The organism is Streptomyces sp. NPDC020597 (genome assembly GCF_044335095.1).
Classification (GTDB): Bacteria; Actinomycetota; Actinomycetes; order Streptomycetales; family Streptomycetaceae; genus Streptomyces.
Map to the genome: position 1 here is coordinate 20494 of NZ_JBIRUL010000008.1, position 12841 is coordinate 33334.

A 12841-nucleotide genomic window follows, 5' to 3' on the forward strand; every position below is an offset into this window, starting at 1 on the left:
GGTGCGCGGCCCTGGCCCGCCGCCTTCGATCCTCCCACGTCCGGAAGCCGAACCCGGCCGTCGGTCCACCAACCGGACGGCACGGCGTCAAGGGGGGCCGACGGGCGCCGGTCACGGCCCGGCTCCGGACGGGACACGGGACGGCCCCTGCGCACGGCCGGAGCCGGGAGCGCCGCCGGCGCGGACCGCACGGGGCGCACGGGGCGCCCCCGCCGGTCAGGGCGACTGCCGCCGGGCGCTCAGCGCGTGTTCACCGGCCGTGCGCATGGCCTCCACGGGCGCCGGGGCCCGGCCGGTCATCTGCTCCACCTGGAGCACCGCCTGGTGCACGAGCAGGTCGAGGCCGCTGACCACGGCGCCGCCGAACATCGACCAGCGGGCGGCCAGCTCGGTCGGCCACGGATCGTAGAGCACGTCGAAGAGGGTGGCCGGGCGTTCGGGCACCGAGGCCGCCAGCGCGTCGGTGGCCCCGGCCGGGGTGGTCGCGACGACCAGCGGGAAGCGCAGGGCGTCGGCGGCGTCCGCCCAGTCGGCGATCCGCACGTCGACGTCGAGCCGTGCCCCCCACTGCCGCATCTCGGCGGCCCGGGCCGACTTGCGGACGTAGGCGACGATCTCGCCGGCGCACACCCGGGACAGGGCGGCCAGCGCGGAGGACGCGGTGGCGCCCGCGCCGAGGATCGCGGCCGACTCCACCTGTTCGACGCCGCGCTCGCGCAGCGCCGCGACCATGCCGGGGATGTCGGTGTTGTCGCCGACCCGGCGGCCGTCCTCGGTGAGGACCAGGGTGTTGACCGCCTCGACGGAGGCCGCCGTCTCACTGATCTCGTCGAGCAGCGGGATGACCGCGCGCTTCAGCGGCATGGTCAGCGAGAGTCCGGCCCATTCGGCGCCGAGTGCGTCGACGAAGGCGGGCAGGGCCTCCTCGTCCACCTCGAAGCGGTCGTACGTCCAGCCGGTCAGCCCCAGCGCCCGGTATGCGGCGCGGTGCAGCGCCGGGGAGAGGGAGTGGGCGATGGGGTTGCCGAGCACGGCGGCCCTGCGGGCGCCGGTTGCTTCTGCTGCTGCCATGGAAACCAGTCCTTGAGCCTTCACGGCGCACCGTACGGGCGGGTGGCGCGGAGCAGCCGGCCACCCGCCCGACGCCCGCCGTTGTCCTGTCGTCGAACCCTGCGCACACCCGGACGGACGTCAGTTCTTTCCCTTGCTCGCATTCCACGCGTTGACCAGCTTCTCGTGCTCGGCGAGCGTTCTGGTGAACTTGCTGCTCTTGCCGTCCGTCGAGAGGAAGTAGTACCAGCCGTCGTGCGTCGGGTTGAGCGCGCCCTTCAGCGCGTCGTCACCGGGATTGTCGATGGGCCCCGGAGGCAGGCCCTTCTCGTGATAGGTGTTGTACGGGTTGTCGTAATTCCGCAGTTCGGCGATGGACAGGTCGATCTTGCTCTGGTTCTTCACGTAGTTGTACGTGGAGTCGAACTCGAGCGAGCCGTACGTCTGGGGATTACCGGGCTTGAGGCGGTTGTAGACCACCTCGGCCATCTTGCGGAAGTCGTCGTGGCTCGTGCCCTCCGCCTGCACCAGGCTCGCCACGGTCAGCAGTTGCCACGGACCGTCGAGGCCCAGGGCGGAGGCCTTCTTCGCCAGGTCGAAGTCCTGGTACTTCTCGGCGGCCCGCGCGACCATCTTCTTCAGGACGGCATCGGGCTTCTGCCCCTTGGAGACCGCATAGCTGGACGGATAGAGGAATCCTTCCAGCGGGTCCTTCAGATCGGGCCGGTTGAGCGCCCAGGAGGGCAGGCCGAGCGTCTTGTACGACTTCTTGGCGACCCCGGCGGTGGTTCCCGCCGCCACGTCGAGACGTTTGTCGATCAGGGCGTAGACCGCGGAGTTGCGCAGCCCTTCGGCGATGACGAGGTTGCTGCGGCTCTTCGGGCTCAGCAGCAGTTCGACCGCACTCGCCGCAGACATACGTTTCTGCAACGTGTAGACGCCGTCCTGAATCGTTTTGCCCTTGGGATTCCCCTGCTGGGCCGAGACGAAGGCGTCGACGCTTTCCACGACGCCGGCCGCCTTCAGAATGCGGCCGATGTCGTATCCGCCCGCACCCTTGGGAATCTCGACGGTCACCGCCGTGCCGGAGCCGTCGCCGGCGTAGTCCGGGGCCGCGCCGTAACGATTCTGGTAGAACTGGTAGCCGAAATAGCCCACTCCGCCGAGACCGCCGGTGAACACCAGGACGACGATCAGGCAGGCGGTGCCGTTACGGCTCTTCTTGCCCTTGGCCCCTTTGGACCCCTTGCCGCCCTTGGCGCCTTTCCCGCTGCGTCCCCGCCGCTCGCCACGCCCCTCCGGCTCGTCGCCGTCGTCCTCGTCGTCCTGGCCGGCGCCGTCCGCGAAGAACGCCTGCTCGCCCTGGTCGGGACCGGGATCCCAGTCGGTGTTCCGGCCGGGCTCGGGCTCCGGCGCGCTCGCCGCCTCCGGCGCTGGCTCCGGTTCCGCCTGCCGCCGGCCGGGCGGCTCCGGCGGCGGGTACGCGTCCGGGGTGCCGTAGAAGTCGGGCTGCTGGGCGCCGTAGGCCGCGGCCTGCTGACCGTAGGGGTCGCCGGGGTCGGCCGCGTACGGGACCTGCGCATGCGTGCCCGCGCCGTCCCAGCCGCCCTCCTGGTACCCCTCGTGGTAGGGCTGCTGGTTCTGCTGGACGTACTGCTGCTGCTCCTGCCCCGGGTACTGCTGCTGGCCGTAACCCTGGTACTGCGGGTCGTACTGCTGCGGCTGCCCCTGGCCCCAGTCGCCGTACCCCTGCTGCTGCTCCTGCGGCTGCTGCCGGCCCTGCGGGTAGGGGTCGTGCTGCTGCTGGCCGCCGTAGACAGGCTGATGGCCCGGGTGGGCGTGCTGCCCTTCCCATCCGCCGTCCCCGTACAACGGGTCCTCCGGATGCCACGGTTCGGAGCCGGGGCCCCGGCCATACTCAGTCATCGATCCCCTAGAGCCGCGAGGCGGTGGACACGAAGCCTTCGCGAGCCCGTCACCGTTCCGCCTCTCTCTGTGCGGCGACTGTTCGAACAGCCCCGCATCGCGCGGAACGTTACCGTATCGCGATCAGATGACCACTTCGACGCCCTCGCCCGGTGCTTTACCTGACACCCGTTCGGATTCCAGCGCCTGCTGAAGGATGATCACAGCGGCTGCCTGGTCGATGACCGATCTGCCCTTCTTCGACTTCACCCCCGATGCCCGCAGTCCCTGACTGGCCGTCACGGTCGTCATCCGCTCGTCAACCAGACGTACGGATACGGGCGCGATTTTGTTCGCCAGTTCCTGTGCGAAACCGCGTACCTTCACCGCGGCCGGGCCCTCGCCCCCCTTGAGGGAGCGAGGAAGACCCACCACGACCTCGATCGGCTCGTACTCCTCGACCAGTTGTCCGAGCCGCCGGTAGGCCGCGGGCAGGTCCCGGCCGGGGACCGTCTCCACCGGTGTGGCGAGGATCCCGTCGGGGTCGCACGAGGCGACCCCGATCCTGGCGTCCCCGACGTCGATCGCGAGTCGGCGGCCCCGGCGCATGGGACCGCTCACTTGGCCGTGTCCGCCACGAGCCGCTCGACGGCGTCGACGGCGTCGCCGACGGCGGCCGGGTTCTGACCACCGCCCTGGGCCACGTCGGGCTTGCCGCCACCGCCGCCGCCGAGGGTCTTGGCGGCCGTGCGGACCAGCTCGCCGGCCTTCAACCCGCGCTCACGGGCGGCCTCGTTGGTGGCGATGACCGTCAGCGGCTTGCCGTTGTTGACCGTGAACAGGGCGACCACGGCGGCCCGTCCGCCCTGGATGCGGCCACGCACGTCGAGGACCAGCCTGCGCAGATCGTCCGGCGTGGTGCCGTCCGGGACCTGGCCGGTGACGACGGCGACTCCGCGGACGTCCTTGGCGGACTCCACGAGACCGGCGGCGGCCTGCAGGACCTTCTCGGCGCGGAACTTCTCGATCTCCTTCTCGGCGTCCTTCAGCTTGCCGAGCATGGCGGAGACCTTCTCCGGAAGCTCCTCCGGACGGCCCTTGATCAGCTCCTGGAGCTGGGCGACGACCGTGTGCTCACGAGCCAGGAAGTTGTAGGCGTCGACGCCGACGAGGGCCTCGATGCGCCGCACGCCCGAGCCGATCGACGACTCGCCGAGCAGCTTGACCAGACCCAGCTGGGCGGTGTTGTGCACGTGCGTGCCGCCGCACAGCTCCTTGGAGAAGTCGCCGATGGTGACGACCCGGACGCGCTCGCCGTACTTCTCGCCGAACTCGGCGATGGCGCCCTGCTTCTTGGCCTCGTCGATGCCCATGACCTCGGCCTGGACGTCCAGGTCGCGGGCCAGCACCTCGTTGATCTTCTGCTCGACGTCGGTCATCACGGCCGTCGGAACGGCGGACGGGGAGCCGAAGTCGAAGCGGAAGCGGCCGGGCTGGTTCTCGGAACCGGCCTGGGCGGCCGTCGGGCCGAGGGCGTCGCGCAGCGCCTGGTGGGTCAGGTGGGTGGCCGAGTGGGCGCGGGCGATGGCCGTACGGCGGCGGCCGTCGATCGAGGCATGGGCCTTGGCCCCCACCGTCACCTCGCCGAACTGGACGACGCCCTTGTGGACGTACACGCCCGGGACCGGCTTCTGGGTGTCGCGGATCTCGACGACGGCACCGGTGTCGACCTTGATCCGGCCGGTGTCGCCGATCTGGCCGCCGCCCTCGGCGTAGAACGGGGTGCGGTCGAGGACGATCTCGACCTCGTCGCCCTCGGTGGCGGCCGGCGAGGAGGCGCCGTCGACGAGGATGCCGACGATCGTGGACTCGCCCTCGGTGTCGGAGTAACCGATGAAGTCGGTCTCGCCGGCCTTGTCGGCGATCTCGCGGTAGGCGCCCACGCCGGCGTGGCCGGTCTTCTTGGCCTGGGCGTCGGCCTTGGCCTTGTCCCGCTGTTCCTTCATCAGGCGGCGGAAGCCGTCCTCGTCCACGGACAGCCCCTGCTCGGCGGCCATCTCCAGGGTGAGGTCGATCGGGAAGCCCCAGGTGTCGTGGAGCAGGAAGGCCTTGTCGCCGGCGAGGACCCGCCCGCCGGCGGCCTTGGCCTCGGTGATGGCCGTGTCGAGGATGTTGGTGCCGGCCTTCAGCGTCTTGACGAAGGCGTTCTCCTCGGCGAGGGCGACCTTCTCGATGCGCTCGCGGTCGGTGACCAGCTCCGGGTACTGCTGACCCATCATCTCGATGACCGTGTCGATGAGGTCCTTGACGACGAGGCCGGTGGCGCCGAGGAGGCGCATGTTGCGGATGGCGCGGCGCATGATGCGGCGCAGCACATAGCCGCGGCCCTCGTTGCCCGGGGTGACGCCGTCGCCGATGAGCATCACGGAGGTGCGCATGTGGTCGGTGACCACGCGCAGCGAGACGTCCGAGTCGTGGGCCTCGCCGTACGCGACGCCGGTCAGCTCGGTGGCCTTCTTGATGACGGCCATGGAGGTGTCGATCTCGTACATGTTCTGCACGCCCTGCAGAATCATGGCGAGGCGCTCCAGGCCGAGGCCCGTGTCGATGTTCTTGCTGGGCAGCTCGCCGAGGATCTCGAAGTTGTCCTTGCCGATGCCCTCCCCGCGCTCGTACTGCATGAAGACGAGGTTCCAGATCTCCACGTACCGCTCGTCGTTGACGGCCGGGCCGCCCTCGACGCCGAACTCGGGGCCGCGGTCGTAGTTGATCTCGGAACAGGGACCGCACGGGCCGGGGACGCCCATGGACCAGTAGTTGTCCTTCATGCCGAGGCGCTGGATGCGCTCCTTGGGCACGCCGACGACCTCGTGCCAGATGCGCTCGGCCTCGTCGTCCTCCAGGTACACGGTGATCCAGAGCTTCTCCGGCTCCAGGCCGTAACCGCCCTTGTCCTGGGGGCTGGTGAGCAGCTCCCAGGCGTACTTGATGGCGCCTTCCTTGAAGTAGTCGCCGAAGGAGAAGTTGCCGCACATCTGGAAGAACGTGCCGTGCCGGGTGGTCTTGCCGACCTCTTCGATGTCCGGCGTGCGCACGCACTTCTGCACGCTGGTGGCGCGCGCCCACGGCGGCTTCACCTCGCCGAGGAAGTACGGCTTGAAGGGAACCATGCCGGCGGGGACCAGGAGCAGAGTCGGGTCGTCCGCGATGAGCGACGCCGAAGGGACGACGGTGTGCCCGCGCTCCTCGTAGAAGCTCAGCCAGCGGCGGCGGATCTCGGCCGACTCCATCAGTGGTCCTCATTCCGGTCGTTCGAGTACGTCGTGTTCTCGATGTACTTCGGGTTGTCGCGATACTGCGGGTCGGTGCGGTTCTCGATGGCGGGGTACCGCCTGGGGGCGGGCAGGGCGGGGTTCTCGCGGATCCCCAGCGCCTCGCCCAGCTCGGCCTCCCGCCGGGCCATGTTGTCGCGGACGTCGAGCGCGAAGCCCACCGCGCGGTCCTTGAGGCGTGCTCCCGTCTCGAGGGCCTTGTCGGCCGCGGTCGCGGCGAGGCTCTCGGGGGTCAGCTGCCTCAGCTTGCGGTTGACCTTGGTGGTGGCCCAGACACCGGCGGCGACGCCCGTGCTGAACCAGAAGGTACGGCGGAACATCGCTGGTCTCAGTCCCTCTTTCCACGGGGCTTGCGCTTCTCCCGCCGGGAGACCGTGCGGCCCACGATGACGGTCCGCCGGGGCTCCCTCGCGGGCGTGTCTTCGTCGCGTCCGCCGAGGGCCCGGCGGACGCCGTAGCCGAACGCGGCGACCTTCACCAGGGGCCCGCCGAAGGTGGAGGCGACCGTGGTGGAGAGCGCCGACGCGTTCGACGTGACCTCCTGGACATCGCTGGCGATGGCGTCGACCCGGTCGATCTGGGTCTGCGCGGAACGCACGGCGGCGGAGGCGTCGGCCAGCAGCGGGACGGCCTGTTCGGTCACGTCCGCGACCAGCCGGGTGGTCGCCCTGAGCGTCTGGGCCAGCCTCGCCAGCGCGACCGCGAGGAAGGAGACCAGGATCGCCCAGAACACGGCCACCAGAATGCCGGCCACCTCTCCACCGGACACTGCGCACCCGCTCCCTCGGCCGACGAACACCTATCTCTGGAGGCGAGCCTATCGCGCCGCCACCGGCGTTCCGTACCGGATTAGGGGCGTGCAAAAGCCCGTCGCCCCGCCCGCCCCGAAGGGCGGGAGGACGACGGGCCGGGGTGCGCAGGCGCTACGACCTCCGCGGGCCGATCCCGGCGGGGATCAGCGGGCGTAGTACTCGACGACGAGCTGCTCGTCGCAGATCACCGGGATCTCCTTGCGGTTCGGCTCACGGTCCAGGCGGAACGCCAGGGCCTTGAGGTTCACCTGGAGGTAGCGCGGGGTCTCGCCGTCGGGGGCGAAGCCGCCCTCGCGGGCGATGGAGAAGAGGGTCTTCTCACGGCTGCGCTCGCGGACCATCACGACGTCGTCGGGACGGACACGGAAGGAGGGCTTGTCGGTCTTCTGACCGTTGACCTCGATGTGGCCGTGCACGACCATCTGACGGGCCTGGTAGATCGTGCGGGCGATGCCCGAACGCAGGACCAGCGCGTCGAGACGGCGCTCGAGCTCGATGATCAGGGCCTCACCGGTCTTGCCCTGGACCTTGGAGGCACGCTCGTAGGCGCGGACGAGCTGGCGCTCGGACACGTCGTACTGCGCGCGCAGACGCTGCTTCTCGAGCAGACGGACCTTGTAGTCCGAGTTCTGCTTGCGGCCGCGGCCGTGCTCACCCGGCGGGTAGGGGCGGGCCTCGAAGTACTTGACGGCCTTCGGGGTCAGCGCGATGCCGAGGGCACGCGACTTCTTCACCTTGGGGCGGGACTGGTTCGCCACTGTCTCTCGTTTCCTGGTTTCGGCTTGTCAGGGTTGAGGGAGGTCGCAATCCGCAGCCGGGGAAACCCGTGGGGTCCGCGTGGGACCTGCCGGGCAGCCGCTCCCCTGGTCTGGGCACATACGTGCAGCACGCGAGTTGCCCACCGACCGATCCCGGATTCCGGGTGGTGATGGGCTGCCCGCGACACCTTCGACGGTGCGCGACGCTCCTGGAGCAGGTCCGAGGGACCGGTGCTCCGGCTGACTGTCCCGTTCTGACTGCACGGGACGCAGCACTTCGGGGAAGTCTACAGGGTGCTCAGGACCCGTTCCGACCGAGGTGCGATCTGGTCCACTCCACCGCGTCCGCGTAGCGGGCCTCGGCTCCGTGCCGGGTGGGGGTGTAGTACTCCCGGCCGTGGATCGCGTCCGGCGCGTACTGCTGGGCGGCGATGCCCTCCGGCAGGTCGTGCGGGTACACGTACCCCTGCGCGTGCCCGAGCTTGGCGGCGCCCTTGTAGTGGCCGTCCCGCAGATGGGGCGGGACGGGCCCGGCCAGGCCCTTGCGGACGTCGTCCAGGGCGGCCCCGATCGCCGTGGTGGCGGCGTTGGACTTGGGCGCGAGCGCCAGGGCGATGGTGACGTGGCTGAGGGTGAGGGCGGCCTCGGGGAAGCCGATCATGGCGACGGCCTGGGCTGCGGCGACCGCGATCGGCAGGGCGTTCGGATCGGCGAGGCCGATGTCCTCGCTGGCGGAGATCATCAGGCGGCGGGCGATGAAGCGGGGGTCCTCGCCCGCTTCGATCATGCGGGCCAGGTAGTGCAGGGCCGCGTCGACGTCCGAGCCGCGGATGGACTTGATGAGGGCGCTGGCGACGTCGTAGTGCTGGTCGCCGTCGCGGTCGTACTTCACGGCCGCGCGGTCGACCGTCTGCTCCAGTGTCCGCAGGCTGATCTCGGTCTCGTCCTGGTCGAGGGCGGCGCCGGCGGCGGCCTCCAGGGCCGTCAGGGCGCGCCGGGCGTCGCCGCCGGCGATCCGCAGGAGATGCGCCTCGGCGTCCGCGGGGAGGGTGACGGCGCCCTTGAGTCCGCGTTCGTCGGTCACGGCACGGCCGACCAGGTCGCGCAGGTCGTCGTCGGTGAGGGGCTCGAGGGTCAGCAGGAGAGAGCGGGAGAGAAGGGGCGAGATGACGGAGAAGTACGGGTTCTCGGTGGTCGCCGCGATCAGCGTCACCCAGCGGTTCTCGACGGCCGGGAGGAGGGAGTCCTGCTGGGCCTTGCTGAAGCGGTGGATCTCGTCGAGGAAGAGGACGGTCTCCTTGCCGAAGCCGCCGATGGCGCGGCGGGCGCCGTCGATGACGGCCCGGACCTCCTTGACGCCGGCGGTGATGGCGGAGAGCTCGACGAACCGCTTGTTGGTGGCCTTGGAGACGACGTACGCCAGGGTCGTCTTCCCGGTGCCCGGCGGTCCCCAGAGGATCACCGACGAGGGGCCGGCCGGGCCTTTCGCGCCCTCGCCGACCAGGCGGCGCAGCGGCGAGCCCGGCTTCAGCAGGTGCTGCTGGCCCACCACCTCGTCGAGGGTGCGCGGGCGCATCCGGACCGCCAGGGGGCTCCCTGCGGGGTCCTTCTCCTGGCGGTCTTCGGCTGCGGCGGTGAACAGGTCGGGCTCCACACCTCGGAGCCTACGTCAGGGGTACGACAGTCCCCGTCGGCCGCCCGTGCCGGGCCGGGCTCAGGCCCAGAGGTCGGCGCCCCAGCGGGTCAGGACCAGCATCGCGATGATGCCGACGTGCGTGACCGGCAGGACCCAGGTGAACTCGCCGAAGAACCGCTTCAGCCCGGCGGGGGCGGGGAGGAAGCCGTTGCGCACGTTGAACGAGGTGACGTACCAGAACATGGTGATCGTCGCGACCCAGGCCAGCGAGCACCACAGGCACAGGGCGTTGATCTTGTACAGCGACTGGTACTGCAGCCAGGTGCAGAAGACCACGCCGAAGAGCGTGCCGAAGTTGAAGGTCAGCCAGTACCAGCGCGGGAAGCGGGCCCGGGTCAGCAGGCTCATGCCGACGCAGATCACCACGCCGTAGGCGACCAGGCCGAGCATCGGGTTGGGGAACCCGAAGGCGGACGCCTGCTTGCTCTCCATGATGCTGCCGCAGGAGATGATCGGGTTGATGCTGCAGCCGGGCGTGAAGGTCGTGCCCGCGACCTTGGCCTCGAGGATCTTGAACTTGTCGATCGTGATGACCCACGCGGCGAGCAGACCGGCCGCGCCGGTGACCAGCAGCAGGATCGCGAACGCCCGGCCGGCGCCCTCCGTCCGTGGCTCGACCGCGGCCACGTGCTCGGACTCGGACTCCGTGGAGGCGTCTTTCACTGTCGTCTTGCTCATCACGCCGATCCGTCACTTGAGAGTTGGACCATCTTCGGGCAGGGGCCATTGTGCCGCACAAGGCCGACTGTCCACCGTTCGGTGGACATAAGGAAGTACGTGCGGCCGCCCCCGGGCGTTCGGTTCCGGCCGACGCTCGAAGCATGACAACACACCCGAACCGTTCGCGGTGGACGTGCCAGGCGAGGACGCGGGCGGGGCGCGGAGCGCCGAAGGCGGATGAGGAGGTGAGCACCCGCGCGGCGCGCTCATGCGCCGCCGTCACCCGGAGGAGGAACCGGCGCCCGTGGAGTTGACGGCGGCGGGACCGTAGGGCGTGACGACCCCTTCTGCCGGACGGGAGACGCCCCGGACGGGACACCCCACGGGCCCGCTCATGCCGAGGGGCGCCGGGTACCCGCCCCGGCGCCCCTCGGCGTCGCTCAGCGTCCCGGGCGAGGCGCTATCCGAGCTTCGACTCCAGTTCGGCCACGATCTCGTTGACGCCGATCGCCGTCTGCTCGCCGGATTCCATGTCCTTGAGCTGGACGACGCCTTCGGCGAGGTCGCGTTCACCGGCGACGATGGTGTAGCGCGCCCCGCTGCGGTTGGCGCTCTTCATGGCGCCCTTGAGGCCCCTGCCGCCGTAGGCGAAGTCGGCCGCGACGCCGAGCTTGCGCAGCTCGGTGACCTTGGCGAAGAGCACCCGGCGGGCCTCCTCGCCGAGCGGCACCGCGTAGACGGAGGTCGAGGCGGGCAGCCTCAGTTCCACCCCCTCCGCCTCCAGCGCGAGAACCGTGCGGTCGACGCCCAGCGCCCAGCCCACCGAGGGCAGCGCGGGGCCGCCGATCATCTCGGAGAGGCCGTCGTAGCGGCCGCCGCCGCCCACCGCGGACTGCGAGCCCAGTCCGTCGTGGACGAACTCGAAGGTCGTCCGCGTGTAGTAGTCCAGACCGCGGACCAGCTTGGGGTCGTCCTCGAAGGCGACGCCTGCCGCGGCGATCAGCTCGCGCACCTCCTCGTGGTACGCCTTGCAGGCGTCGCACAGGTAGTCGCGCAGCAGCGGGGCGTCCCCGAGCTGCTTCTGGACCGCCTCGCGCTTGTCGTCGAGCACCCGGAGCGGGTTGATCTCCGCGCGGCTCAGCGTGTCCTCGTCCAGGTCGAGACCGCGCAGGAAGGTCTGCAGCGCCTCCCGGTACACCGGGCGGCACTCCTTGTCGCCGAGGCTGTTGAGGAGGATGCGGAAGTTCTGCAGCCCCAGGGAGCGGTACGCCTGGTCCGCCAGGATGATCAGCTCGGCGTCCAGCGCCGGGTCCTCCGCACCGATCGCCTCGGCTCCCACCTGGGAGAAGTGGCGGTAGCGGCCGGCCTGTGGCTGCTCGTAGCGGTAGTAGGAACCGGAGTACCAGAGTTTGACCGGAAGGTTGCCCTGCCGGTGCAGGTTCGCCTCCAGCGCGGCGCGCAGCACCGACGCGGTGCCCTCGGGACGCAGGGCCAGCCTGTCGCCGCCCTTGGTCTCGAACGCGTACATCTCCTTGGTGACGATGTCGGTCGACTCGCCGACGCCGCGCGCGAACAGTTCGACGTTCTCGAAACCGGGCGTCTCGACATAGCCGTAACCGGCGCTGCGCAGCGGGGAGGCGATGCCCTCGCGTACCGCGAGGAACTTCGCGGACCGGGGCGGGATCAGGTCGTACGTGCCCTTGGGGGCCTGAAAGGTGCTCACGGAAGTCTCTCGTCACATTCCTCGTCGGGGAGGGGTGGGCGAACCCGCTCCCTGGCCGCCGGCCGCCACCTGCCGCAGATACGGGTTGGCGGCGCGCTCCTGGCCGATGGTCGTCTGGGGGCCGTGGCCGGACAGAACCACGGTCGAGTCGTCGAGCGGCAGGCACACACGGGCCAGCGAGTCGAGCATCTCGGCCATGTCACCGCCGGGCAGGTCGGTGCGTCCGATGGAGCCGGCGAACAGCAGGTCCCCGGAGAAGAACACCGACGGGACGTCGGTGGTCTCCGGCATCCGGAAGGTCACCGACCCCCTGGTATGGCCCGGCGCGTGCGCGACGGAGAACTCCAGCCCGGCCAGGTCCAGCGCGGCGCCGTCGGTGAGCTCGCGGACGTCGTCCGGCTCCCCCACGGTGAGCTCGCCCATCAGCGGCATCCCGATGGACCGGCCCAGCGCCTTCTCGGGGTCGCTCATCATGTAGCGGTCCTCGGGGTGGATCCAGGCCGGCACGTCGTGAGCGCCGCACACCGGGACGACCGAGGCCACATGGTCGAGGTGACCGTGGGTGAGGACGACGGCAACGGGCTTGAGCCGATGCTTCCTGATCGCTTCCTCGACGCCCGGGGCCGCCTGGTGGCCCGGGTCGATGATCACGCACTCCTCGCCCGCGGCCGGGGCGACGAGATAACAGTTCGTCCCCCAGGCCCCGGCGGGGAACCCGGCAATGAGCACGATCGTCCTTCGTTTGTGTCGATACGCGTGGGCTTCTGGGCGGCTGCGCCAGTGGTCAGAGCCTACCGGCGCTGCCGTTTCCTCAGCGAACCCATATACGGTACGGGACACACGCAGGCGGTCGGCTCACAAGACGCACGCGTCCCAGTCGACGTACGAGACGCACGAGGAGAGAA

Annotated in this window: 11 protein-coding genes; all 11 read right to left on the reverse strand. The window is 70.3% G+C overall.

Features of this window, described 5'->3' with window-relative positions:
* Window positions 1–216: 216 nt before the first annotated feature.
* The 11 genes from ACH4ZA_RS15935 to ACH4ZA_RS15985 all read right to left on the reverse strand — a co-directional run bounded on the left by ACH4ZA_RS15935 (window position 217) and on the right by ACH4ZA_RS15985 (window position 12665).
* Window positions 217–1071 carry a shikimate dehydrogenase gene (locus ACH4ZA_RS15935; RefSeq protein WP_398429916.1) on the reverse strand — a complete coding sequence of 285 codons (855 nt, stop codon included), beginning with the start codon at window positions 1069–1071 and terminating at the stop codon, window positions 217–219.
* Between the two features lie 120 nt (window positions 1072–1191).
* Window positions 1192–2976, reverse strand: coding sequence for an endolytic transglycosylase MltG (gene mltG, locus ACH4ZA_RS15940; protein WP_398429918.1), 1785 nt, complete (start codon window positions 2974–2976; stop codon window positions 1192–1194).
* Between the two features lie 123 nt (window positions 2977–3099).
* Window positions 3100–3564, reverse strand: coding sequence for a Holliday junction resolvase RuvX (gene ruvX / locus ACH4ZA_RS15945; protein WP_398430162.1), 465 nt, complete (start codon window positions 3562–3564; stop codon window positions 3100–3102).
* Window positions 3565–3572: 8 nt separating this feature from the next.
* Window positions 3573–6245, reverse strand: coding sequence for an alanine--tRNA ligase (gene alaS / locus ACH4ZA_RS15950; protein WP_398429919.1), 2673 nt, complete (start codon window positions 6243–6245; stop codon window positions 3573–3575).
* Complete coding sequence (locus ACH4ZA_RS15955; RefSeq protein WP_398429921.1) at window positions 6245–6607, reverse strand: hypothetical protein; 363 nt, start codon at window positions 6605–6607, stop codon at window positions 6245–6247. The genes alaS and ACH4ZA_RS15955 overlap by 1 nt, the downstream gene beginning before the upstream one ends.
* An 8-nt stretch (window positions 6608–6615) precedes the next feature.
* Complete coding sequence (locus ACH4ZA_RS15960) at window positions 6616–7056, reverse strand: DUF948 domain-containing protein (protein ID WP_398429923.1); 441 nt, start codon at window positions 7054–7056, stop codon at window positions 6616–6618.
* A 186-nt stretch (window positions 7057–7242) separates the two neighbouring features.
* Complete coding sequence (gene rpsD / locus ACH4ZA_RS15965) at window positions 7243–7857, reverse strand: 30S ribosomal protein S4 (protein ID WP_007491489.1); 615 nt, start codon at window positions 7855–7857, stop codon at window positions 7243–7245.
* 298 nt (window positions 7858–8155) lie between these two features.
* Window positions 8156–9511 (reverse strand): replication-associated recombination protein A, encoded by a 1356-nt coding sequence (locus tag ACH4ZA_RS15970; RefSeq protein WP_398429925.1) that lies wholly within the window; start codon window positions 9509–9511, stop codon window positions 8156–8158.
* A gap of 60 nt (window positions 9512–9571) precedes the next feature.
* Window positions 9572–10231 carry a vitamin K epoxide reductase family protein gene (locus tag ACH4ZA_RS15975; RefSeq protein WP_398429926.1) on the reverse strand — a complete coding sequence of 220 codons (660 nt, stop codon included), beginning with the start codon at window positions 10229–10231 and terminating at the stop codon, window positions 9572–9574.
* Window positions 10232–10673: 442 nt separating this feature from the next.
* A complete protein-coding gene (gene hisS, locus ACH4ZA_RS15980) occupies window positions 10674–11936 on the reverse strand; it encodes a histidine--tRNA ligase (RefSeq protein WP_398429927.1) in 1263 nt (420 codons plus the stop codon).
* Window positions 11937–11948: 12 nt separating this feature from the next.
* Complete coding sequence (locus tag ACH4ZA_RS15985; RefSeq protein WP_398429928.1) at window positions 11949–12665, reverse strand: MBL fold metallo-hydrolase; 717 nt, start codon at window positions 12663–12665, stop codon at window positions 11949–11951.
* Window positions 12666–12841: the final 176 nt, after the last annotated feature.